This is a genomic window from Streptomyces sp. NPDC104831, from assembly GCF_055583025.1.
The window spans coordinates 170,917-192,763 of the sequence record NZ_JBVJOT010000002.1 but is presented as its reverse complement, the minus strand read 5'-3'; the positions used below and the strand labels follow the sequence as shown (position 1 = coordinate 192,763).

Here is a 21,847-nt window from a genome sequence, read left to right as displayed (position 1 = left end):
GGCGTGACCCCGCGCAGCCGCACCCTCCCGACCGTCCTCGCCCTCCTCACCGCACTCACGGCACTCACCGCGTTCACCGCCCGGCACCCCGCCCACGCGGCGCCCGGCGCCTGCGACTCCTCCGTCCCGTACACCTCCGGGCAGGGCGGCTACGCCGTCTACCGCATCCCCGCCGTGGTGGAGACCCGGACCGGCACCCTCCTCGCCTTCGCCGAGGGCCGCCGCGACGGGGCCGCCGACAGCGGGGACATCGACGTCGTGCTGCGCCGCTCCGCCGACGGCGGCTGCACCTGGGGCCCGCTGACCGTGGTCGCCGCCGGCCACGGCGACACCCGGGGCAACCCGGCGCCCGTCGTCGACCCGCGCACCGGCACCATCGTCCTGGTGACCTGCGGAAACAGCGGCGGCGTGACCGAGGACCGGATCATGCGCGGCGAGGCCGGCCCGCAGGAGGGCCGCCGGGTCTACGTCCAGCGCAGCGCGGACGACGGCCGGCACTTCACCGCGCCCCGGGACATCACCGACACGGTGAAGCGGCCCGACTGGCGCTGGTACGCCACCGGCCCCGGCCACGCCCTCGCCCTCACCCGCGGCCCGCGCGCCGGCCGCCTGCTGATCCCCGCCAACCACTCCGCCGCCCCGCCCGCCGGCTCCTCGGACACCGGCCGGGAGGCCCGCTACTACGGCGGCCACGCCCTCTACAGCGACGACACCGGGCACACCTGGCACCTGGGCTTCGTGGACGCGGTCTACGACGGCGTGACCAACGCCAACGAGACCGGCGCCGCCCAGCTCCCCGACGGCCGCGTCTACCTCGGCGCCCGCGACCAGAACGGCACCGCGCCCGGCAACCGGCTCGACACCTACTCCAGCGACGGCGGCCACACCCTGGACCGCCCCTACGCCGTCCAGCACTCCCTGGACGCCGTCCCCGTGGTCCAGGGCAGCGTCCTGCAGCCCGACACCCCGGGCGCGCCCCTGCTGTTCTCCGCGCCCTCCGTGCCCACCGCCCGCCGCGCCCTCGCCCTGTGGGCCAGCGCGGACGCCGGACGCGCCTTCGTCCGGCTGCTGACCCTCGGCGACCGCCGGGCCGCCTACTCCGACCTCGTCCCGGTCGGCCGCCACCACATCGGCGTCCTCTACGAGACCGGCACCGACAGCCCCTACGAGACGCTGGAGTTCCGCCGGATCCCGCTGCCCTGACGGTCACGGGGCGGGCGTTTTCCGGCGCGGGAGGGGATGATGTGGGGCGTCGATCGACTACGGCGGGGGACGTCCGGCATGAGCACGAGCACGAACACGAGCAGAACCGAGGAGTTCGAGGAGCTGCGGCCCCTGCTGTTCTCCATCGCCTACCGGATCCTCGGCAGCGTCGGCGAGGCCGAGGACGCCGTCCAGGAGACCTGGCTGCGCTTCACCGCCTCCCCGGTCCGGCCCCGGTCGGCCAAGGCGTACCTGTCGGCCACGGTGACCCGGCTGTCCATCGACGTCCTGCGCTCGGCCCGGGTCCGCCGGGAGGCCTACGTCGGCCCCTGGTTCCCCGAGCCGCTGCTCGCCGACCCCTACCAGGACCCGGAGCGCTCGGCGGAACTGGCCGACTCCGTGTCGATGGCCGCCCTGCTCCTCCTGGAGCGGCTCAGCCCGCTGGAGCGCGCGGTCTTCGTGCTGCGGGAGGTGTTCGACTTCGGCTTCCCCGAGATCGCCCGGGCGGTCGACCGCTCGGAGGCGGCCTGCCGCCAGCTCCTGGTGCGCGCCCGGCGCCACATGACCGAGGGCCGGCCCCGCTTCGAGGCGGACCGCGCCGAGCGGGACGAACTGGCCGCGCGGTTCTTCGACGCCCTGCGCGAGGGCGACGTCATCGGGCTGAGGGACCTGCTCGCCGCCGACGTGTCGCTGGCCGGCGACGGCGGCGGCAAGGCGCCCCAGCTGGCCCGGAGCGTCCTGGGCGCCGAGAACGTGGCCCGCCTGCTCACCACCGTCTTCCCCCAGCTCGCCCGGCTCGGCGTGGCCTGCGAGCCGCACCAGGTCAACGGGCAGCCCGGCGCGGTCTTCCGGGACCCGGAGGGCCGCGTGCTCAACGCCGTGGCGCTCGACGTCCTCGACGGGCGGATCCAGGACATCCGCATCGTGGTCAACCCCGACAAGCTCGGCCACCTGGGCCCGGTGGCGGACGCCTGGTCGGTGCACCACGCGCTGCGGGAGGTGCGCCGGGGAGCGCGGTGAGCGTCGTGCGCGGTGGCCGTGGCGCGCCGGCACGTGCCGCGGCCTTCCCCGCACCGGGCGCGTGCGGCGGGGGCGTACGGGCCCGCCGGTGCCCGTCGCGGCCGTCGCGCGCCGCTGTCAGCGCCCGTGCGCGTCCTGGCCGAGGAGGCCCGCCGCCGCCAGGAACTTGCCGACCCGCTCGACCTCCTCGCCGGACAGCGGGACCTGCGGCTCGGCGGTGACCGGGCAGTCGATGACACCGCGCAGGTGCAGCGCCGCCTTGAACGCGCCCAGCGCCGCCGAACCGCCGCCCATCCGCGCCGGGTCGCCCACGCCGACCATCCCGAACAGGGCGCACAGCCGCTCCTGCTCGGCCCGCGCCCCCTCCGGGTCCTGTGCCCGGCACTGCCGGTACAGCCGCACGTACCCGTGCGGATCGACGTTGGCCAGGCCCGGCACCGCCCCGTCCGCGCCCAGCGCCAGCGCCGCGTCGGTGATCTGCTCCGAGCCGGTGAGCACCCCGAACCCGGGGTGGGCGCGGGAGCCCGTGACCAGCTCCCGGAAGGCCGCCAGATCCCCGCTGGAGTCCTTGATCCCGGCCAGGACGCCGTCCCCCGCGAGCCCCAGCACCACCTCGGTGGGCAGCTTGGTGTGCACGGCGACGGGGATGTCGTAGGCGATCACCGGGACCGGGCTGGCGGCGGCGATCCGGCGGTAGTGGTGGACGATCTCCGCGGGGTGGGTGCGGGTGTAGAACGGGGCGGTGACGACGACGGCCTCCGCCCCGGCGCCGGTGACCGCCGCGACGTGCTCCAGGACGCGCGGGGTGGTCATGTCGATCGCGCCGGCGATGACCGGCAGCTGCCCGCCCAGGTGCGCGGTCACGGCCGCCACCACGCGCCGGCGCTGCGCGTCCGTCAGGAACGCCGCCTCCGAGGTCGAGCCCAGCAGGAACAGCCCGTGCACCCCCGCCTCCACCAGGAAGTCCACCAGGCGCAGCAGGGACGGCACATCCACCTCGCGGTCCGGTGTCAGGGGCGTGCAGACGGGCGGGACGACACCGGTGAGCGGGGCGGGAAGGGTCATTCAGGGCTCCTGGCGCGCTAGGTCTTCCGTCGACGTGTCCTCCTCCACAGGATGGTGGCACCGGTAGCGGTGAGCGGGGTGCGACGCGGCCGAGAAGTCCGGCATCTCCCGGGCGCACGCCTCGTCGGCCTTCCAGCACCGGGTGCGGAACGGGCAGCCGCTCGGCGGGCGGGTCGCCGAGGGCACCGGGCCGGTCAGCGGGATCGGGTCGACGGGGTCCAGCAGGCCGGGCGTGGCCGAGAACAGGGCCCGGGTGTACGGGTGCCGGGCCGCGTCGGTGACCCGGCCGGCCGGGGTCTCCTCCACGATCCGGCCCAGGTACATCGTGATCACCCGGTCGCTCATCCGCCGGACCGTCTGGATGTCGTGCGAGACGAACACCAGCGCCAGGCCGAGGCGTTCCTTCAGGTCCAGCAGCAGGTTCAGGATCTGCGCCCGGACCGAGACGTCCAGGGCGCTGGTCGGCTCGTCGGCGACCACCAGCGCCGGGTCCAGGGCGAGGGCGCGGGCGATGGCCACCCGCTGCCGCTGCCCGCCCGACAACTGTCCGGGCAGCGCGTCGGCGAGCGCCCCGGGCAGCCCCACCAGCGCCATCAGCTCCCGCACCCGCTCCTCGCGCTCGGCCCGGGTGCCGCGCCGGTGCACGTCCAGCGGGTCGCGCAGGATGCGGCGGACGGTCAGCCGGCGGTTCAGCGCGGTCGACGGGTCCTGGAAGACCAGCCCGGTGCCCGCCCCCACGGTCGCCCGGCGCTCGGCGGCCGGCATCGTCCACAGGTCCCGGCCGCCGAACGCCACCGTCCCCGCGGCCGGCCGCTGGATGCCCACCAGCACCCTCGCCAGCGTCGACTTCCCGCACCCCGACTCGCCGACCACGCCCACCGTCTCCCCGGCCGCCACGGACAGCCCGGCGCCGGTCAGGGCGTACACCCGGTCGCGCCGGAAGAGCCCGCCGCTGCGCGCCCTGTGCACCACATGGACGTCCCGTACCTCCACCACCGCCGTCATTGCAGGGCCTCCTCGCTCTCCGCGGACGTCGGCTCCACCGCCGGGTGGTGGCAGGCGGCCGTGTGGGCGGCGGTGCCGGTGAGCACCGGGGCGGTGGTGTGGCACAGCTCGGTGGCCAGCGGGCAGCGGTCGGCGAACCGGCAGCCCGCCGGGAAGTCGGCCGGGGCCGGGACGACGCCCTTGATCTGCGTCATCCGCTCCTCGGCCGACTCCAGCGACAGCACACTGCCCAGCAGGCCGCGCGTGTAGTGGTGGGCCGGAGCCGCCACCAGGTCGGCGGTCACCCCGGTCTCCACGATCTGCCCGCCGTACATCACCGCCACCCGGTCGGTGACGTCCGCGACCAGCGCCAGGTCGTGCGAGACCAGGACCAGCGCGAAGCCCAGCTCCTCGCGCAGCCGCAGCAGCAGCCGCATGACCTGGGCCTGCACGGTGACGTCCAGGGCGGTGGTCGGTTCGTCGGCGATGATCAGCCCCGGCTCGCGGGACAGCGCCATCGCGATCAGCACGCGCTGGCGCTGCCCGCCGGACAGCTCGTGCGGATAGCTGCGCAGGGTCCGCTCCGGGTCCAGCCCCACCAGCGACAGCAGCTCCGCGGGGCTGCGGCGGCCACCGCGCCGGACGAGCTGCCGCAACTGGGCGCGGATGGTCATGGCCGGGTTCAGCGAGGACAGGGCGTCCTGGTAGATCATGGCCATCTCGTGGCCGAGCAGCCGCCGCCGGGCCCGGGCCGGCTCGGCGAGCAGGTCCCGCTGCCGGAACCGCACCTGCCCGCCGATCCGGGCGCCCTTCGGCTGGAGGCCCATCACGGTGAGCGCGGTCAGCGACTTGCCGCAGCCCGACTCGCCCACCAGCCCCAGCACCTCCCCGGGATACACCTCGAAGCCGACCCCGGCCACGATGTCCACGCCCCGGTGCCGGTCCGGGAAGCCGATGGCGAGGTTCTCCACGGCGAGCACCGGCTGCCCGCTCCGGTCGGGCAGCGGCCGGGCCCGCGCCCGCAGCCGCCGGGCGGCCTCGGCCAGCCCGGGCAGCGGCAGCACCCCGCCGGTGCCCGGCTCGGGCGTCTGGAGCCGGTCCCCGGGCGCGCGCACCTCCCTTGGGGCGGGCGCGGCCCACGCGTCCGACACGCCCTCGGAGAGGACGTTCAGCGCCAGCACGGTGAGCAGGATCAGCAGCCCGGGGAAGACGGTCGCCCACCAGCCGCCGGTCAGCACCATGTTCTTGCCGTCGGCGATGACGCTGCCCCAGGACGGGTCCGGGGGGCGCACGCCCGCGCCGATGAAGGAGAGGGACGCCTCGAAGACGATGGCCTCGGCGACCTGGACCGTGCAGAACACCAGCACCGGGGCGGCGCAGTTGACGGCCACGTGCCGCAGCACGATGTGCGGGGTGCGGGCGCCGACGACCCGCTCGGCGGTGACGTAGTCCTCCCCGTACTGGTCCAGCACGTTCGCCCGGACCACCCGCGCCACCGGCGGCGTGAACAGGAACGCGATGGCGCAGATCAGCACGCCGATCCCACCGCCGAACACGGCCACCAGCACGGCGGCGAGCGCGATGCCGGGGAACGCCATCACCACGTCCAGGCAGCGCATCAGCGTCTCGTCCACGGCCTTGCGGGAGGTGGCGGCGACGGCCCCGAGCACGGCGCCTGCGACGAGCGCCAGCGCGGTCGCGCCCAGTCCGATGGCCAGCGACCAGCGGGCGCCGTACATCAGCCGGCTCAGGATGTCCCGGCCCAGGCTGTCCTGCCCCATCCAGTGCGCGGCGGACGGCGCCCCCGTCCCGCCGGCCGGGTCCCGCTGGTCCAGCGGATCGTCCGGCGCCAGGACCGGCGCGAGGACGGCGACCAGGACGACCACGGTCAGCAGGCAGAGGGCGGCCTTCGACGGCAGCGGCAGCCGGCGCCATCCGCGCAGCCGCAGGCCGGGCCGGGACAGCCGCTCGGTGAGCGTCGCACGCGTGACCATCAGCCCGCCCTCAGTCGTGGGTTGACCAGCAGATACAGGATGTCGATGACGAGGTTGACGACGACGAACCCGGTCGCGGTGGTCAGCACGACCCCCTGCACCACCGCCGGGTCGCCGTTCTGCACGGCGTCGATCATCAGCTTGCCCATGCCGGGCAGCGCGAAGATCGTCTCGATGACGACGGCGCCGCCGAGCAGGTAGCCGACCCGCAGCCCGAGCACGGTGAGCGGGTTGACCAGCGCGTTGCGCAGCACGTTCCGGCCGACGACCACGCGCGGCGGCAGCCCGCTGCCGATCGCCGTCCGCACGTAGTCCTTGTCCAGTTCCTCCACCATCGAGGTCCGCACGATCCGGGTGAGCTGGGCGGCCACCGGCAGGGACAGGGCGACGGCGGGCAGCGCCATGGTCCGCAGCCAGCCGGTGACCGAGTCGCCCGGGTTGACGTAGCCGCCGGTGGGGAACCAGCCCCGGTCCACGGCGAGGTACTGGATCATCAGCAGCGCCAGCCAGAAGCCGGGCGCGGCGACCCCGACCAGCGAGACCACCCGGATGAGCTGGTCCGGCAGCCGGTCGCGGTAGACCGCCGCCGTCACCCCGCCCGCCAGCGCCAGGACGACGGCCAGGGCGAGGCCGAGGAAGGTCAGCTGGAGGGTGAGCGGCAGGGCGGTGGCGACCTGGTCGAGCACGGGGGAGCGGGTGAGGGCGCTGGTGCCGAGGTCGCCGTGGAGCAGATCGCCGACGAAGTGGACGTAGCGCACGGGCAGCGGGTCCAGCAGCCCGTTGCGTTCCCGGAAGTCGTGCAGTTGCCGCGGGCTGGGGTTGGCGCCCTGGAAGAACGCGGACGCCGGGTCGGTGTCCGAGAACCGCATCACCAGGAACACGAACAGCACGATGCCCAGCAGCAGCGGTACCAGCAGGAGGACCCGGCGGAGCAGGATGCGCACGACCGTGGTCATGCGTCAGACCCACCGGGCCTGGAGGAGGTTGACGCCCGGGTAGGGCTGGGGCCGTATCCCGGACAGCTCGCGCGGGTCCCAGGCGGTCATCAGCTCGTTGTGGACGACCGGGTACAGCACGGCCTGTTCGGCGACGACGTCGATGTAGTCCTGCACCATCGCCCTCTTCTTCGCGGGGTCCGGCTCCCGGGTCGCCCGGTCCATGTCCTTGAAGAGCCGCCGGGCGACCGGGTCGTCGGCCCACCGCGTGTACCGCATCCACAGGTTCCCGGGGCCGTAGTTGTAGTGCATGATCAGGTCGGCGTCGAGCCCGAACTGGTTGGGGTTGGAGGCCGCCGCGACCACCTGGTAGTCCCGCCTCTGGTCCATCTTGGTGAACACGGCCGTGGTCTCCTGCGGCGCCAGCGTGGTGCGCACGCCCACGGCGTCCCAGCAGGACTTGACGGTCGGCAGGCAGTCCACGATCCAGCTGACGTTGACGGCCATGATCTCGACGTCCAGACCGCTCACCCCGGCGGCCGCCAGCAGCGCCTTCGCCTTGCCGGGGTCGTAGTCGTAGACGGTCCCCGCCCGCCGGTGGCTCGGGTTGCCCTCGTTCAGGAACGAGGACGCGGGCCTGCCGTGCCCCTTCAGGGCGACCCGCACCATCTTCTCGCTGTCGATGGCGTAGTGCAGGGCCTGGCGCACCCGGACGTCGTCGAAGGGCTTGTGCCGGGTGTTGAACATCAGGAACAGGTTGTTCATCCCGGCCCCGCCGGCCACCTTCAGCCCGCCCTGTTCCAGGCGGGGGATGTTGGCGTACGGGATGTTGTCGGCGATCTGCGCGCCGGCCCCGGTGCCGGAGATCCGCGCGACGCGGGAGGACGCGTCCACGATGGTCAGCCAGTTCATCTTCCGGAAGACCGGCCGGCGCGGGCCGTTGTACGCGGCGAACGCCTCGAAGGTGGTGTTCGACTTCGGGTGGTGCGCGGTCTGCCGGTACGGCCCCGAGCCCACGGCCAGCCCCTTGACCGCGTCGTCCCAGGCGCCGGGCCGGGAGTAGACGTGCTCCGGCATGATCTTGGCGAGGGTGAGCCGGGAGAGCCCGTCCGGGAACGGGAACCTGAGCCTCAGCTCGACGGTCCGGTCGCCGGTCTTGCGCACGGAGTCCAGCCAGGGGGCGAAGAACCCCTTGGCGAGGGTCTGGGTCTTCGGGTCCAGGATCCGGTCGAAGACGAACACCACGTCGTCGGCGGTGACGGGCTTGCCGTCGTGGAAGGTGGCACCGTCGCGGAGCGTGAACCGCCAGGTCGTGGCGTTCGGGTCGGCGGGGAGCGCGGTGGCGAGGGCGGGGTACGGCGCCCGGGTGATCGGGTCGGTGTCCAGCAGTCCCTCGTAGATGTGATGGTTGGCGGCCATGGCGAACGCGGAGGCGGTCTGGGTCGGGTCCCAGCTGCCGTCGTTGCCGTAGCCGATGACGGTGGTCAGCGTCCGGTCCTTGCCGCCGCCCCCGCCGCCGGTGTCGTTGGTCGACTCCGGTCCGGCGGAACACCCCGCCAGCAGCGCCCCCGCGCCCGCCGCTGCGGCACCCAGGAGGAACGCCCGGCGGCGCGGTGCCGGTACGTCGGGAAACACGTCGTCGCGCACGGGTCCTCCAGCGGGTCGGTGAACCGATGGTTCGTTGGGGGGGAGTGGAGGGGGAGGGGGAGGGGGGAGGGGGAGGGGTGGGAGGAGTGAGGTACGACGTCCTACGTCCTACGTCCGCTCGGTAGCGCGACGATAGGAGGGGCCGTGGGGGCGGTCAAGACAGCGCACACGAATGGGGGTAGCGCCGGCACGGGCGCCGCCCTCCGCTAAGTCGCCGGGCCCCGCCGCGTGTTGGCGCGGGGGCGCGGACCCGGGCGACCCGGCTCCACCTGGGTGAATCACGGGTTTTCCGCGTGGCGCCCGCGGGCCCGGCCTCGGGGCCGCCGCACCGGCCGCGGTGGAGCGGTGGCCGTGGTCAAACCCCTTCGGCGGCCGTGCGTCCGCGGGTGTGGACGCCTTCCGAGTGGAAATGCGGAGCGTCACGCTTGATGTACAAAGCGTAAACTCGGAACAGGAAGGGGAGCTAAGTGAGCGGCATCGAAGAGGCGGAGGAGGCGTTGAGGGAATTGCGGTCGGCTCTCGAGAAGGCCGGGGTCGTTCTCCCGTCGCTGGGGCTCGATCCGGTGAGTCTCGTGCGGGAGGTGCCCTGTCCGCTGGTGGACCTCGGGCGGTGTTCGGTCGGGACCGCGCGCCGGCTGGCGGCGGCGCTGGCGGGGGAGGAGCGGTGAAACCCGTCATCGGCAGTCATGTGATGGACACCCGCACCGGCAAGGTCGGCGTCGTGATGGGGCACGAGGGCCCGTACGTGCAGGTGAGACCGTACGGCGGTGGGCGCGAGTGGGACGCCGAGCCGGGGGCGCTGCGCTGCGCCACCCCGGCCGAGCGGCTCAGCGCGGCGACCGCCTACGCCAATGCCCGCAGTCGCGGGGAGGTGCTCTAGCCGGTCCCGCGCATGGGCGAGAATGGGGGGCATGAGTCTGTTCCGCGACGACGGCATCGTGCTGCGCACCCAGAAGCTGGGTGAGGCGGACCGGATCATCACGTTGCTCACGCGCGGGCACGGACGGGTGCGCGCCGTGGCCCGGGGGGTACGGCGCACGAAGTCGAAGTTCGGGGCCCGGCTGGAGCCGTTCTCCCATGTGGACGTGCAGTTCTTCGCCCGGGGGAGCGAGCTGGTCGGGCGCGGCCTGCCGCTGTGCACGCAGAGCGAGACGATCGCCCCGTACGGCGGCGGGATCGTCACGGACTACGCCCGGTACACCGCCGGGACGGCCATGCTGGAGACCGCCGAGCGGTTCACCGACCACGAGGGCGAGCCGGCTGTCCAGCAGTACCTGCTGCTCGTCGGGGCGCTGCGGACGCTCGCCCGGGGCGAGCACGCCCCGCACCTCGTCCTCGACGCCTTCCTGCTGCGGTCCCTGGCCGTGAACGGCTACGCGCCCACCTTCGGCGACTGCGCGAAGTGCGGGATGCCGGGGCCGAACCGGTTCTTCTCCGTGGCCTCCGGCGGCTCGGTGTGCGTCGACTGCCGGGTGCCCGGCAGCGTGGTGCCGTCCCCGCAGACCCTCGTCCTGCTGGGCGCGCTGCTTACGGGAGACTGGGAGACGGCGGACGCGTGCGAGCCGCGGTACGTCCGCGAGGGCAGCGGGCTGGTGTCCGCCTACCTGCACTGGCACCTGGAGCGCGGGCTGCGCTCCCTGCGCTACGTAGAGAAGTAAGCACGGCTACGGGTCGAGGAGACGAGAAGCACATGGTCGTACGCGGGATCCTGGGGCGCCAGCGGCGCGAGTACGAGGCGCCGAGGCCGCACCCGTCCGGTGCGCGCGCGCCCAAGCTCCCCGGTGAGCTGGTGCCGAACCACGTCGCGATCGTCATGGACGGCAACGGCCGGTGGGCCAAGGAGCGGGGGCTGCCGCGCACGGAGGGGCACAAGGTCGGTGCCGAACGCGTGCTGGACGTCCTCCAGGGCTCGATCGAGGTCGGCGTGCGCAACATCTCCCTGTACGCCTTCTCCACCGAGAACTGGAAGCGCTCGCCCGACGAGGTCCGCTTCCTGATGAACTTCAACCGCGACTTCATCCGCAGGACCCGCGACCAGCTCGACGCCCTCGGCATCCGGGTGCGCTGGGTGGGCCGGATGCCCAAGCTGTGGAAGTCGGTCGCCAAGGAGTTGCAGGTCGCCCAGGAGCAGACCAAGGGAAACGACCTGCTCACCCTGTACTTCTGCATGAACTACGGCGGCCGGGCCGAGATCGCGGACGCGGCGCAGGCGATCGCCGAGGACGTGCGGGCGGGGCGGCTCGACCCGTCGAAGGTGACCGAGAAGACCGTCCAGAAGTACCTGTACTACCCGGACATGCCGGACGTGGACCTGTTCCTGCGGCCGAGCGGTGAGCAGCGCACCTCCAACTACCTGCTCTGGCAGAGCGCGTACGCCGAGATGGTCTTCCAGGACGTGCTGTGGCCCGACTTCGACCGCCGTGACCTGTGGCGGGCCTGCATGGAGTTCGCCTCCCGCGACCGCCGCTTCGGCGGGGCCGTCCCGAACGAGGAACTGCTGGCGATGGAGGCCGCGATGAAGGGCGATTCCACCTCCTAGACACCGGTGGTTCACCAGGGCCGCCGAGGATGCGGACCATGAGACGTCTCGCTCCTGTACTCGCCCTCGGGGCCCTGCTGTGCACCGCCGTGCCCGCGCACGCGGCCGAGGCGCCCGCGCACCGCGAGAGCTACGGCACGAAGGCGCCGTACTCCCCCGGGCAGGGCCCGCGCGCCTACCAGCGGCCCCCCGCCGGTTTCGTTCCCGTCTTCACCGAGAACGTCTCCCGGCACGGCTCCCGGGCCGCGAGCGACGGCGCGGACGGCGACCTGGTCCTCGCGCTGTGGGAGCAGGCCGAGGCGGAAGGGCAACTCACCGGCAAGGGGCGGGAGTTCGGGCCGGTCGTCCGCGCCCTCCAGGCCGCCATGGCCAAGACCGGCTACGGCAACCTCAGCGGGCGCGGCCGGCAGGAGATGGCGGACACGGCCGTCCGGCTGCAGCGGCGGCTGCCGGGCCTGTTCCGGAAGATCGCCGACGACGGGGAGAAGATCGACGTCGTCAGCTCCGGGCAGGGGCGGGCCGTGGCCAGCGGCACCGCGTTCACCGACGCCCTCGCCGCCGCCGAGCCCGCGCTGAAGCCGCTGATCGGACCGGTGCGCACCGACAAGGACCTGCTGTACTTCCACAAGGCGGCGGGCGGTGCCGCCTACCGCGACTACGTCGAGAACGACCAGCGCCTGAAGGACACCCTGCACGGCGTCACCGACCAGCCGAGGACCCGGAAGGCCGCGCACGGCATCCTGCGCCGGGTGTTCAAGGAGCCCTTCGTCGCACGGATCGGCGACCAGGTCGGTGCCGCCCGGGCCGTCTACGACCTGTACGCCATCGCGCCCGCGATGAGCGAGGAGAGCCCGGACGGCGAGGGCTGGGGCATGGAGCGCTTCGTGTCCCGCTCGGACGCGGCCTGGTTCGGCTACCTGTCCGACGCCGAGGACTTCTACGAGAAGGGACCCGGCTTCGCCGGCAGCGACATCACCTACGGGATGGCGGACGTCCTGCTGGACGACTTCTTCCGGCAGGCCGAGGCCAAGCGGGCCGGCACCAGCGACCTCGGGGCCGAGCTGCGGTTCAGCCACGCCGAGGAGATCATTCCGCTGGCCGCGCTGATGGGGCTGCCGGGCAGCACGGAGCAGGCGGTGCCGGGGGAGGCGTACACGTACGCGGACAATCCCTGGCGGGGCGCGGACGTGTCGCCGCTGGGGGCGAACATCCAGTGGGACGTCTTCGCCAAGGGCGACCGGTACCTGGTCCGGATGCTCTACAACGAGAAGGAGACGCCCTTCAGGGCGGGGTGCCGTCCGGTCGCCGAGGGCAGTGCGTTCTACGACCTGGACGAGCTGGAGCGCTGCTTCGGGCGGGACTGAGCGGGGCCGTCCGCGCCCCGCCGGGGCGCGGACGGCTCAGACCGCCGCCGCGCACTCCGCGCACGTGCCGAAGATCTCCACCGTGTGGGCCACGTTGACGTAGCCGTGCTCCGCGGCGATCGCCTCCGCCCACTTCTCGACGGCCGGGCCCTCCACCTCCACCGCCTTGCCGCAGGCGCGGCAGACCAGGTGGTGGTGGTGTTCGCCGCTGGAGCAGCGGCGGTAGACGGACTCGCCGTCGGACGTGCGCAGGACGTCGACCTCGCCGGCCTCGGCGAGGGACTGGAGGGTGCGGTAGACCGTGGTCAGGCCGACGGAGTCGCCCTTGTGCTTGAGCATGTCGTGCAGTTCCTGAGCGCTGCGGAACTCGTCGACCTCGTCCAGGGCCGCCGCCACGGCTGCACGCTGGCGGGTCGCGCGACCCTTCACGGGCGGTCCAGCGGTCGTCACCGTTGCCTCCTTCGATGGCTCGCTTCTGCCCGGGCCATTGTGCCAGCCCGGGCGGACGGCGGTCAGACGCCGATCTCGTCCGCGGCCCCGCGCGCGGCCGGAATCGTGCACTCCGCGGGGTCCGGGGCGGGCCCCGCCGCGGCCGCCGCGCGGGCGCGCCGCCGGGCCAGCGGGGTGGCGAGCGCGGTGAGCGCGATGAAGGCGGCGATGGTCAGCAGGACGATCGTGGCACCGGGCGGCACGTCCTGGTAGTAGGACGTGACCGTGCCGCTGACGGTCACGGCGACGCCGATGGCCACCGCGACCACGAAGGTGACGGTGAAGCTGCGGGTGAGCTGCTGGGCCGCCGCCACGGGCACGACCATCAGCGCGGACACCAGCAGCAGTCCGACGACCCGCATGGCGACGGTCACGGTGACGGCCGCGGTGACGGCCGTCAGCAGGTTCAGCGCGCGCACCGGCAGGCCCGTGACCCGCGCGAACTCCTCGTCCTGGCTGACCGCGAACAGCTGGCGGCGCAGGCCGAGGGTGACCAGCAGCACGAAGGCGGCGAGCACGCAGATCGCGCTCACGTCGGACGGCGAGACCGTGGAGAGGGAGCCGAACAGGTACGAGGTCAGGTTGGCGTTGGAGCCGCCCGGCGCGAGGTTGATCAGCATCACGCCGCCGGCCATGCCGCCGTAGAAGAGCATGGCCAGGGCGATGTCGCCGCGGGTCCGGCCGTACCAGCGGATCAGCTCCATCAGGACCGCGCCGAGGACGGAGACGGCCGTCGCCATCCACACCGGGGAGGTGGAGAGCAGGAAGCCGAGGCCGACGCCGGTCATGGCCACGTGTCCGATGCCGTCGCCCATCAGGGCCTGACGGCGCTGGACCAGGTAGATGCCGACCGCGGGCGCGGTGATGCCGACCAGCACGGCGGCCAGCAGCGCCCGCTGCATGAAGGCGTAGTTCAGGAATTCCATCAGCTCAGCAGTCCCGTGCGGATCGGTTCGGTGTCCGCCGGCGCGTGCGGGTGGACGTGGTCGTGGCCGGGCAGGGCGTGCTGGCCGACCGCGCGCGGCGGCGGGCCGTCGTGCAGGACGCAGCCGTCGCGCAGGACGACCGCGCGGTCGATCAGCGGCTCCAGCGGGCCCAGCTCGTGCAGCACGAGGAGGACCGTCGTGCCGGCCTCGACCTGCCGGCGCAGGGTGCGGGCCAGGACCTCCTGGCTGGCCAGGTCGACGCCGGCCATCGGCTCGTCCATGATCAGCAGTTCCGGCTCGGCGACCAGCGCGCGGGCGATCAGCACCCGCTGGTGCTGGCCGCCGGACAGGGCGGTCACCGAGTCCTTGGCGCGGTCGGCCATGCCGACCAGCTCCAGGGCGCGCTGGACGGCCTCCCGGTCGGCCTTGCGGAAGAGCCCGAAGCGGGTGCGGGCGAGGCGGCCGGAGGAGACGATCTCGGCGACCGTCGCCGGGACGCCGCCCGCGGCCGTGGTGCGCTGGGGCACGTAACCCACGCGCGCCCAGTCGCGGAAGGACCGGCGGGGGGTGCCGAACAGCTCGACCGTGCCGCCGCTGACCGGCACCTGGCCGATGGTCGCGCGGACGGCCGTGGACTTGCCCGAGCCGTTGGCGCCGAGCAGCGCGACGACCTCGCCGCGGCCGACGGTCAGATCGATGCCCCGCAGCACGGGGCGGCCGCCGAGTTCGGCGGTCACCCGGCGCAGGGCTATGACGGGTTCGCTGGTGGTCATGGTGTCTCCCGTGCCGCTCACCGGGCGCCCAGGGCCCGCTGGAGCGCCTTGAGGTTGGCCCGCTGGACCGCGAGGTAGTCCCGGCCGCGGGAGCGGTCGGTGATGCCCTCGACGGGGTCCAGGACGTCGGTCTTCAGTCCCGTGTCGCTCGCGATGGTCCTGGCGGTCTTGTCGCTGACGAGCGTCTCGTAGAAGACCGTGGAGACGCCGTCGGCCCCGGCCGTCTTCTCCAGGTCCCTGACCCGGGCGGCGCTCGGCTCGGACTCGGGGTCGAGGCCGTTGATGGCCTCCTCGGTGAGGCCGTAGCGCTCGGCGAGGTAGCCGAAGGCGGCGTGCGTGGTGATGAAGACCTTGCTCTTGGTGTGCGCCAGGCCGGTCTCGAACTCGGTGTTCAGCCGGTCCAGCTCCTTCACCAGGGCGGCGGTGTTCTTCCTGTAGTCGGCCGCGTGCTTCGGGTCGGCCTTCTCGAAGGCCTTGCCGACGCCCTCGGCGACCTGGGCGTAGCGCACCGGGTCGAGCCAGATGTGCGGGTCCTTGCCCGCCTCCTCGCCGTGTTCGTGGTCGTCGTGCCCGGCCGCGTGGCCGCCGACCTCGTTGCCGTGGTGCTCCAGCGTGGTCAGGGAGGCCGCGTCGATCTTCGTGTCCACCGGGGACTGGTCGACGGCCTTGTCGACGGAGGGCTGGAGGTTCTTCAGGTACAGGACCGCGTCGGACTCCTCCAGGGAGGCGATCTGCCGGGTGCTGAGCTCCAGGTCGTGCGGTTCCTGGCCGGGGGAGGTGAGGGTGGTGACGTGGACGTGCTGCCCGCCGATCCGCTCGGCGAGGAAGGTCATCGGGTAGAACGACGCGACGACGTCGAACTTGGCGGTGTTGCCGGCTCCCGCCGCGTCGCCGGAGCAGCCGGCGAGGGCGGCGGCCCCGAGGGAGGTGACCGCGGCCAGCGCGGCGGTGGGTATGAGGCGTCGTCGTACGTTCATGACAGTCATTTTCAACAAACATGGAAACCGTTGTCAACAACGCTCGCCATACGGTCTGTACCGGGGCCGATTTGGTCGTGGGGGAGCCTGCGCCGGTAACCTGAATCATTCGCTGGAAGCATCTCGCTTCAACGCCCGTCGTCGTAATGAAGAGAGCACCGTGGCCGCCGACAAGATCGACACCATCGTCAGCCTGAGCAAGCGCCGTGGCTTCGTTTTCCCCTGCAGTGAGATCTACGGCGGCCAGCGTGCCGCCTGGGACTACGGACCGCTGGGTGTCGAGCTCAAGGAGAACATCAAGCGCCAGTGGTGGCGCTACATGGTGACGTCGCGCGAGGACGTGGTCGGCATCGACTCGTCCGTCATCCTGGCTTCCGAGGTCTGGGTGGCCTCCGGCCACGTCGCCACCTTCACGGACCCGCTGACCGAGTGCACCTCGTGTCACAAGCGGTTCCGCGCCGACCACCTGGAGGAGGCGTACGAGGAGAAGAAGGGCCACGCCCCGGCGAACGGCCTCGCGGACGTCAACTGCCCGAACTGCGGCAACAAGGGCCAGTTCACCGAGCCCAAGCAGTTCTCCGGCCTGCTGTCCACCCACCTCGGCCCGACCCAGGACTCCGGCTCCGTCGCCTACCTGCGCCCCGAGACCGCCCAGGGCATCTTCACCAACTTCGCCCAGGTGCAGACCACCTCGCGCCGCAAGCCGCCGTTCGGCATCGCCCAGATGGGCAAGTCGTTCCGCAACGAGATCACGCCGGGCAACTTCATCTTCCGCACCCGCGAGTTCGAGCAGATGGAGATGGAGTTCTTCGTCAAGCCGGGCGAGGACGAGCAGTGGCAGGAATACTGGATGGAGCAGCGCTGGAACTGGTACACCGGCCTGGGTCTCCGTGAGGAGAACATGCGCTGGTACGAGCACCCGAAGGAGAAGCTCTCCCACTACTCCAAGCGCACCGCCGACATCGAGTACCGCTTCCGGTTCGGCGGCAGCGAGTGGGGCGAGCTGGAGGGCGTCGCCAACCGCACCGACTACGACCTCTCCGCGCACGCCCAGGCCTCCGGCCAGGACCTCTCCTACTTCGACCAGGAGGCCGGCGAGCGCTGGACGCCGTACGTCATCGAGCCGGCGGCGGGTGTCGGCCGCACCATGCTGGCCTTCCTGCTCGACGCCTACGTCGAGGACGAGGCGCCGAACGCCAAGGGCAAGATGGAGAAGCGCACCGTGCTGCGGCTCGACCACCGCCTCGCCCCGGTGAAGGTGGCCGTGCTCCCGCTGTCCCGCAACCCGGAGCTGTCGCCGAAGGCCAAGGGTCTCGCCCAGGCGCTGCGGCAGAACTGGAACATCGAGTTCGACGACGCCGGCGCCATCGGCCGCCGCTACCGCCGTCAGGACGAGATCGGTACGCCGTACTGCGTGACCGTCGACTTCGACACCCTCGAGGACAACGCCGTCACCGTGCGCGAGCGTGACTCGATGAAGCAGGAGCGCGTGTCGCTCGACCAGATCGAGGGCTACCTGGCGCAGCGTCTGCTGGGCGCCTAGTCACACCGCCGAATGCCGGGCGGGCCGATGTCGGCCCGCCCGGCATTCGCGTGTCCGCACCCGCTCAACGGCCCTGGAGGGCCTTGACGTTGTCGCCGAACGTCCAGTTCTTCGAGCCGTCCCAGTTCAGGGACCAGGTCATCAGGCCCTTGAGCGAGGTGCCGTAGTTCCGCCAGGCCTGGGAGACCAGGGACGGGGACATGTAGCCGCCGCCCGCGCCGGGCTGGGCGGGCAGGCCCGGGACCTGCTTGTCGTAGGGCACCTTGATCGTCGTGCCCTGCACCACCAGGCCCTTGTTCAGGCAGTCGGTCTGCGCGGTGAAGCCCTGCACGGTGCCCGCCGAGTAGGAGTCGCCGGAGCAGCCGTACATGCTGCCGTTGTAGTACTGCATGTTCAGCCACCACAGGCGGCCGTTGTCCGCGTACTTCTTGATGACGGGCAGGTACGCGCCCCAGATCGAGCCGTAGGTGACGCTGCCGCCGGTGACGTACGCCGTCTCCGGGGCCATCGTCAGGCCGAAGTTCGAGGGCATCTGGGCGAGGATCCCGTCGATGATGCGGATCAGGTTGGTCTGGGACGCGGACAGCTGGTTGATGTTGCCGCTGCCGACCAGGCCCGTCTCGATGTCGATGTCGATGCCGTCGAAGTTGTACTTCTTCAGGATCGGCACGATGGTCGCCACGAACCGGTCGGCGACCGTCTGGGACGACAGGTCGATGCCGGCCGCCGCGCCGCCGATGGACAGCAGGATCGTCTGGCCGGACGCCTTGGCCTGGCACATCTCGGCGGGCGTGGCCACCTTGACGCCGGCGTCCATGCCGTCCTCCCACAGCGCGGTGCCGTCGGAGCGGATCACCGGGAACGCCGCGTTGATCACGTTGTAGCCGTGGGCGGCGATGCGGGAGTCGGTGATCGGGGTCCAGCCGAAGGGCGGGTGGACGCCGTTGGCGGAGCCGTCCCAGTTCTCCCAGTAGCCCTGGAGCACCTTGCCCGCCGGCCTGGACTTCACCGCGCAGGTGTCGGCGGCGGCGGAGGCGGACGCGGCGGGCGCGCTGGCGATCGCGAGCGGGGCGAGGACGGCGCCGGTCAAGGCGGCGGTGAGCAGGCGCAGGGTGCGGCGGAGCATCGGGCCTCCCGGTGGGGGTTCGGGTCGATGGGGATGTCGCAGACATGACACTGCGCTGGTCCAGACCATTCGTCAAGAGGTCTGGACCATGACGTCGGCGAACACTGTTGGAATGACAGATATTGAAATCTGTCAGCTGTCATGTCACAGTGGGGGCATGACGATGCGAACCCGAAACCTCGGCACCACCGGCCCCCGGGTCTCCGCCCTCGGCCTCGGCTGCATGGGCATGTCCGGCATGTACGGCGAGGCGGACCGCGCCGAGTCGATCGCCACCCTGCACGCGGCCCTGGAGGCCGGCGTGACCCTGCTCGACACCGGCGACTTCTACGGCATGGGCCACAACGAACTGCTGATCAACGAGGCGCTGCGCACGGCCCCGGCCGAACTCCGTGAGAACGCGCTGGTCAGCGTGAAGTTCGGCGCCCTGCGCGGCCCGGACGGCGACTGGTACGGCTTCGACGGCCGCCCGGCCGCCGTGAAGAACTTCGCCGCCTACTCCCTCCAGCGCCTCGGCGTCGACCACATCGACGTCTACCGCCCGTCCCGGCTCGACCCGGACGTGCCGATCGAGGAGACCGTCGGCGCCATCGCCGAACTGGTCGAGAAGGGCTGGGTGCGGCACATCGGGCTCAGCGAGGTCGGCGTGGACACCATCCGCCGGGCCGCCGCCACCGCCCCCATCGCCGACCTCCAGATCGAGTACGCGCTCATCTCCCGGGGCCCCGAGCGGCAGATCCTGCCCACCCTGCGGGAGCTGGGCATCGCCGTCACCGCGTACGGCGTGCTCTCGCGCGGGCTCCTCTCCGGCCATGTCTCGGCCGGCCAGGGCTTCGCCGCGAACGACTTCCGGGCCCACTCGCCCCGCTTCCAGGGCGACAACCTCCGGCACAACCTCACCCTGGTCGAGTCCCTGCGCAAGATCGCGGAGGAGAAGGGTGTCTCCGTCGCGCAGATCGCCATCGCCTGGGTGCTCTCCCGGGGCGAGGACATCGTGCCGCTGGTCGGCGCCCGCACCCGGGAGCGGCTCGGCGAGGCCCTCGGCGCGCCGGACGTGACCCTGGAGGAGGCCGACCTCGCCGCCATCGAGGCCGCGGTGCCGGCGGACGCGGCGGCCGGCGACCGGTACGCGGCGGAGCAGATGGCCATGCTCGACAGCGAACGCTGACCGGCGTGCCGGGTACCGTCTAGGCATGCCATCGACCAGCGAGACCCTGACCGCCGAGCGCATCCTCGAAGCCACCGAGGAGGTGCTGCGCCGCCACGGCCCGGCCAAGGCCACCGTGGTCGACGTGGCCCGCGCGCTCGGCGTCAGCCATGGCAGCGTCTACCGGCACTTCCGCACCAAGGCGGCGCTGCGCGAGGCGGTCACCAAGCGCTGGCTGGACCGCACCTCCGAGCGGCTCGCCGGCATCGCCGCAGCCGGGGACCGCGCGCCCGAGCAGCGGCTGCGGGACTGGCTCGCGGCCCTCTTCGAGGCCAAGCGGCACAAGGCGGGCGACGATCCCGAGCTGTTCGCCACGTACACGGTGCTGGTCGACGAACTGGGGGGCGTGGTCCACGACCACATCGCCGACCTCACCGGCCAGCTCACCCGGATCATCACGGCGGGCACGGAGTCGGGCGACTTCACCGTCCCCGACCCGGCCACGGCGGCCCGCGCCGTCTTCCAGGCAACGGGCCGCTTCCACGACCCGGCCTACGCCCGCGAGTGGACGGCCCCCGGGATCGAGGGCGAGTTCGACGCGGTGGTGGGGTTGCTGGTGCGGGGGTTGAGGGCGGCGGGGTAGGAACCTCCCGGGACAGCCGCCCGCCACCGCCCGGCCGCCGGGCCGGCACGGGGTCGCCCGGCGGGCCGGGCCGTATCCGCTCGCCGGGAACGCCTCCCACCTCGTCGTCCCGGTCAGGGCCGGTGCCCCCTGGAGCGGGGCATACTCGGCGGATGTCCCGACCAGGAGGCGGCGTGATCATCCTTGAGCCCGAGACCATCCATACCGACCGGCTGGCCCTGCTTCCCTTGCGGGTCGAGCACGCCGGGGAGATGGCCGTGGTGATGTCCGATCCCGGCCTGCACGCCTTCATCGGCGGCACACCGGACACCGCCCGGGAACTGCGCGCCCGCTACGAACGCCTGGTGGCCGGCTCGCCCCGCCCCGGCGAAGCCTGGTGCAACTGGGTCATCCGGCTCCGGGACGCGGACTGTCTGACCGGCTACGTCCAGGCGACGGTCACCGCCGACGACCGCGGGGCCGCCGCGGAGATCGCCTGGGTGGTGGGGACGCCCTGGCAGCGGCGCGGCATCGCCACCGAAGCCGCCCGGGGTCTCGTCGCCTGGCTCCGGAAGCACCCGGTGCACACGGTCACCGCCCACATCCACCCGGACCACGAGGCATCCGCCGCCGTCGCCACCGCGGCCGGCCTCACCCCCACCGGTCAGTGGCACGACGGCGAGATCGGATGGCAGCTGACGACCGGCTGACCACACACCTCCACGATCTCGGCGAACCTTCCGCGCACAGGGGCGCACGGGGTGGGCATCGTCGTGCCCCCTTCGCACCCGTGTGCGCCTTACGCCCGCGGCAGCGGCAGGGCGATCCTGGCCGGCAGGAGCGGCACCCCAAGGGGAGTGTTCTCATGACTGCGGCCGACCCCGGTGACAACTCCATGACGCCGGCCGACCCCGGTGACACCTCGGCTACGCCGGCCCACCCCGGTGGCGACTCCGCGGGCCCGGCCCGCCCCCCGGACCCGCCACCGCACCCCCCGTGGTGGAGGAAATGGCTCAGCGGCCCGGCGGCGCTGGCGTACGCGGTCGCCATCGTCGGTGCGGGGGCCGCCGCCGTGATGACCCCGCTCGGGGAGCACGTGCTGGGCTCGCTGTTCGACGGGCCGGCCTGCCCGGGGGACGGAGACGCCTGCGAGGGCAAGAACCCGCAGAACCAGGGGTGCGGCGAGGACGCGCGCACCTTCAAGCCCGCCGTGGACAATCCCGCGCTGCTCCAGATCCGCTACAGCGAGGACTGCGAGGCGGTCTGGGCGAAGATCGAGCAGGGCAACCCCGGCGACCAGGTGACGGTCCGCGTCACGGGCGGCACGACGCGCAGCGCCGAGATCGAGTACGACAACGACCAGTTCACCCACATGGTGTCGGTCCCCGACGGCGAGTTCCAGGTCACCGCGTGCGCGCTGCCGAAGGCCGGTGGCGCCAGTCACTTCGAGCGGTACTGCATCCACGCGACCGAGGCCACCGCCTGGCGGTGAC

At 72.7% G+C, this 21,847-nt stretch carries 22 protein-coding genes; 12 read left to right on the top strand and 10 right to left on the bottom strand.

The window, feature by feature from the left end; translation table 11 throughout:
• The first annotated feature begins 3 nt into the window (after positions 1-3).
• Both ACZ63H_RS02230 and ACZ63H_RS02225 read left to right on the top strand, forming a co-directional pair.
• Complete coding sequence (locus ACZ63H_RS02230; RefSeq protein WP_469861271.1) at positions 4-1,203, top strand: sialidase family protein; 1,200 nt, start codon at positions 4-6, stop codon at positions 1,201-1,203.
• 78 nt (positions 1,204-1,281) lie between these two features.
• Entirely contained in the window at positions 1,282-2,223 is a 942-nt protein-coding gene (locus tag ACZ63H_RS02225; RefSeq protein ID WP_469861269.1) for an RNA polymerase sigma-70 factor, read from the top strand.
• A gap of 117 nt (positions 2,224-2,340) precedes the next feature.
• Here the strand turns inward: ACZ63H_RS02225 and ACZ63H_RS02220 are convergent, their stop codons facing one another.
• From ACZ63H_RS02220 to ACZ63H_RS02200, 5 genes are read right to left on the bottom strand one after another with little or no spacing between them, the layout of a single operon-like run.
• On the bottom strand, positions 2,341-3,288 hold the full coding sequence (locus ACZ63H_RS02220) for a dihydrodipicolinate synthase family protein (protein ID WP_469861267.1): 948 nt from the start codon (positions 3,286-3,288) through the stop codon (positions 2,341-2,343).
• A complete protein-coding gene (locus ACZ63H_RS02215) occupies positions 3,289-4,293 on the bottom strand; it encodes an oligopeptide/dipeptide ABC transporter ATP-binding protein (protein WP_469861265.1) in 1,005 nt (334 codons plus the stop codon).
• Entirely contained in the window at positions 4,290-6,266 is a 1,977-nt protein-coding gene (locus ACZ63H_RS02210; protein ID WP_469861263.1) for a dipeptide/oligopeptide/nickel ABC transporter permease/ATP-binding protein, read from the bottom strand. Before ACZ63H_RS02210 ends, ACZ63H_RS02215 begins: the two co-directional genes overlap by 4 nt.
• Entirely contained in the window at positions 6,266-7,222 is a 957-nt protein-coding gene (locus ACZ63H_RS02205; protein ID WP_469861261.1) for an ABC transporter permease, read from the bottom strand. Before ACZ63H_RS02205 ends, ACZ63H_RS02210 begins: the two co-directional genes overlap by 1 nt.
• Positions 7,223-7,225: 3 nt before the next feature.
• Positions 7,226-8,848 carry an ABC transporter substrate-binding protein gene (locus tag ACZ63H_RS02200; protein WP_469861259.1) on the bottom strand — a complete coding sequence of 541 codons (1,623 nt, stop codon included), beginning with the start codon at positions 8,846-8,848 and terminating at the stop codon, positions 7,226-7,228.
• Positions 8,849-9,315: 467 nt separating this feature from the next.
• On the opposite strand from ACZ63H_RS02200, the gene ACZ63H_RS02195 reads away from it, so the two are divergent.
• Genes ACZ63H_RS02195 through ACZ63H_RS02175 form a run of 5 tightly spaced genes read left to right on the top strand, consistent with a single transcriptional unit; the run spans position 9,316 to position 12,751 of the window.
• Positions 9,316-9,516, top strand: coding sequence for a hypothetical protein (locus tag ACZ63H_RS02195; RefSeq protein WP_467941169.1), 201 nt, complete (start codon positions 9,316-9,318; stop codon positions 9,514-9,516).
• Complete coding sequence (locus tag ACZ63H_RS02190; protein ID WP_467941168.1) at positions 9,513-9,728, top strand: hypothetical protein; 216 nt, start codon at positions 9,513-9,515, stop codon at positions 9,726-9,728. Before ACZ63H_RS02195 ends, ACZ63H_RS02190 begins: the two co-directional genes overlap by 4 nt.
• A gap of 31 nt (positions 9,729-9,759) precedes the next feature.
• Positions 9,760-10,506, top strand: a complete 747-nt coding sequence (gene recO, locus ACZ63H_RS02185) for a DNA repair protein RecO (protein WP_469861257.1) — start codon at positions 9,760-9,762, stop codon at positions 10,504-10,506.
• 32 nt (positions 10,507-10,538) lie between these two features.
• Positions 10,539-11,387: an isoprenyl transferase gene (locus ACZ63H_RS02180; protein WP_469861255.1), complete on the top strand. Its 849-nt coding sequence runs from the start codon at positions 10,539-10,541 to the stop codon at positions 11,385-11,387.
• Positions 11,388-11,425: 38 nt separating this feature from the next.
• On the top strand, positions 11,426-12,751 hold the full coding sequence (locus tag ACZ63H_RS02175) for a histidine-type phosphatase (RefSeq protein ID WP_469861253.1): 1,326 nt from the start codon (positions 11,426-11,428) through the stop codon (positions 12,749-12,751).
• Between the two features lie 36 nt (positions 12,752-12,787).
• Here the strand turns inward: ACZ63H_RS02175 and ACZ63H_RS02170 are convergent, their stop codons facing one another.
• The 4 genes from ACZ63H_RS02170 to ACZ63H_RS02155 all read right to left on the bottom strand — a co-directional run bounded on the left by ACZ63H_RS02170 (position 12,788) and on the right by ACZ63H_RS02155 (position 15,916).
• Positions 12,788-13,201 (bottom strand): Fur family transcriptional regulator, encoded by a 414-nt coding sequence (locus ACZ63H_RS02170; protein ID WP_467941163.1) that lies wholly within the window; start codon positions 13,199-13,201, stop codon positions 12,788-12,790.
• Between the two features lie 62 nt (positions 13,202-13,263).
• The gene (locus tag ACZ63H_RS02165; RefSeq protein ID WP_469861251.1) at positions 13,264-14,166 is read right to left on the bottom strand and encodes a metal ABC transporter permease; all 903 of its coding nucleotides are present in this window, start codon (positions 14,164-14,166) and stop codon (positions 13,264-13,266) included.
• The gene (locus ACZ63H_RS02160) at positions 14,166-14,939 is read right to left on the bottom strand and encodes a metal ABC transporter ATP-binding protein (RefSeq protein WP_469861249.1); all 774 of its coding nucleotides are present in this window, start codon (positions 14,937-14,939) and stop codon (positions 14,166-14,168) included. Before ACZ63H_RS02160 ends, ACZ63H_RS02165 begins: the two co-directional genes overlap by 1 nt.
• 17 nt (positions 14,940-14,956) lie before the next feature.
• A complete protein-coding gene (locus tag ACZ63H_RS02155) occupies positions 14,957-15,916 on the bottom strand; it encodes a metal ABC transporter substrate-binding protein (RefSeq protein WP_469861247.1) in 960 nt (319 codons plus the stop codon).
• A 160-nt stretch (positions 15,917-16,076) separates the two neighbouring features.
• Here ACZ63H_RS02155 and ACZ63H_RS02150 point away from each other — a divergent pair, with 160 nt between their 5' ends.
• Positions 16,077-17,459: a glycine--tRNA ligase gene (locus ACZ63H_RS02150; RefSeq protein ID WP_469861245.1), complete on the top strand. Its 1,383-nt coding sequence runs from the start codon at positions 16,077-16,079 to the stop codon at positions 17,457-17,459.
• A gap of 64 nt (positions 17,460-17,523) precedes the next feature.
• Here ACZ63H_RS02150 and ACZ63H_RS02145 read toward each other — a convergent pair whose 3' ends face one another.
• Complete coding sequence (locus tag ACZ63H_RS02145) at positions 17,524-18,585, bottom strand: chitinase (protein WP_469861243.1); 1,062 nt, start codon at positions 18,583-18,585, stop codon at positions 17,524-17,526.
• Positions 18,586-18,742: 157 nt separating this feature from the next.
• On the opposite strand from ACZ63H_RS02145, the gene ACZ63H_RS02140 reads away from it, so the two are divergent.
• The 4 genes from ACZ63H_RS02140 to ACZ63H_RS02125 all read left to right on the top strand — a co-directional run bounded on the left by ACZ63H_RS02140 (position 18,743) and on the right by ACZ63H_RS02125 (position 21,846).
• On the top strand, positions 18,743-19,753 hold the full coding sequence (locus ACZ63H_RS02140; protein ID WP_469861241.1) for an aldo/keto reductase: 1,011 nt from the start codon (positions 18,743-18,745) through the stop codon (positions 19,751-19,753).
• 25 nt (positions 19,754-19,778) lie between these two features.
• A complete protein-coding gene (locus ACZ63H_RS02135; RefSeq protein ID WP_469861239.1) occupies positions 19,779-20,375 on the top strand; it encodes a TetR/AcrR family transcriptional regulator in 597 nt (198 codons plus the stop codon).
• 152 nt (positions 20,376-20,527) lie between these two features.
• The gene (locus ACZ63H_RS02130; RefSeq protein WP_469861238.1) at positions 20,528-21,064 is read left to right on the top strand and encodes a GNAT family N-acetyltransferase; all 537 of its coding nucleotides are present in this window, start codon (positions 20,528-20,530) and stop codon (positions 21,062-21,064) included.
• A 155-nt stretch (positions 21,065-21,219) separates the two neighbouring features.
• Entirely contained in the window at positions 21,220-21,846 is a 627-nt protein-coding gene (locus ACZ63H_RS02125) for a DUF2690 domain-containing protein (protein ID WP_469861236.1), read from the top strand.
• The last annotated feature ends 1 nt before the right edge of the window (position 21,847 follow it).

Coding starts and splice junctions, on each gene's coding strand:
- ACZ63H_RS02145 (WP_469861243.1), bottom strand. CDS start 18,585: ATGCTCCGCCGCACCCTGCGCCTGCTCACCGCCGCCTTGACCGGCGCC.
- ACZ63H_RS02180 (WP_469861255.1), top strand. CDS start 10,539: ATGGTCGTACGCGGGATCCTGGGGCGCCAGCGGCGCGAGTACGAGGCG.
- ACZ63H_RS02140 (WP_469861241.1), top strand. CDS start 18,743: ATGACGATGCGAACCCGAAACCTCGGCACCACCGGCCCCCGGGTCTCC.
- ACZ63H_RS02215 (WP_469861265.1), bottom strand. CDS start 4,293: ATGACGGCGGTGGTGGAGGTACGGGACGTCCATGTGGTGCACAGGGCG.
- ACZ63H_RS02220 (WP_469861267.1), bottom strand. CDS start 3,288: ATGACCCTTCCCGCCCCGCTCACCGGTGTCGTCCCGCCCGTCTGCACG.
- ACZ63H_RS02205 (WP_469861261.1), bottom strand. CDS start 7,222: ATGACCACGGTCGTGCGCATCCTGCTCCGCCGGGTCCTCCTGCTGGTA.
- ACZ63H_RS02175 (WP_469861253.1), top strand. CDS start 11,426: ATGAGACGTCTCGCTCCTGTACTCGCCCTCGGGGCCCTGCTGTGCACC.
- ACZ63H_RS02155 (WP_469861247.1), bottom strand. CDS start 15,916: ATGAACGTACGACGACGCCTCATACCCACCGCCGCGCTGGCCGCGGTC.
- ACZ63H_RS02225 (WP_469861269.1), top strand. CDS start 1,282: ATGAGCACGAGCACGAACACGAGCAGAACCGAGGAGTTCGAGGAGCTG.
- ACZ63H_RS02130 (WP_469861238.1), top strand. CDS start 20,528: ATGTCCCGACCAGGAGGCGGCGTGATCATCCTTGAGCCCGAGACCATC.
- ACZ63H_RS02160 (WP_469861249.1), bottom strand. CDS start 14,939: ATGACCACCAGCGAACCCGTCATAGCCCTGCGCCGGGTGACCGCCGAA.
- ACZ63H_RS02125 (WP_469861236.1), top strand. CDS start 21,220: ATGACTGCGGCCGACCCCGGTGACAACTCCATGACGCCGGCCGACCCC.
- ACZ63H_RS02210 (WP_469861263.1), bottom strand. CDS start 6,266: ATGGTCACGCGTGCGACGCTCACCGAGCGGCTGTCCCGGCCCGGCCTG.
- recO (WP_469861257.1), top strand. CDS start 9,760: ATGAGTCTGTTCCGCGACGACGGCATCGTGCTGCGCACCCAGAAGCTG.
- ACZ63H_RS02135 (WP_469861239.1), top strand. CDS start 19,779: ATGCCATCGACCAGCGAGACCCTGACCGCCGAGCGCATCCTCGAAGCC.
- ACZ63H_RS02165 (WP_469861251.1), bottom strand. CDS start 14,166: ATGGAATTCCTGAACTACGCCTTCATGCAGCGGGCGCTGCTGGCCGCC.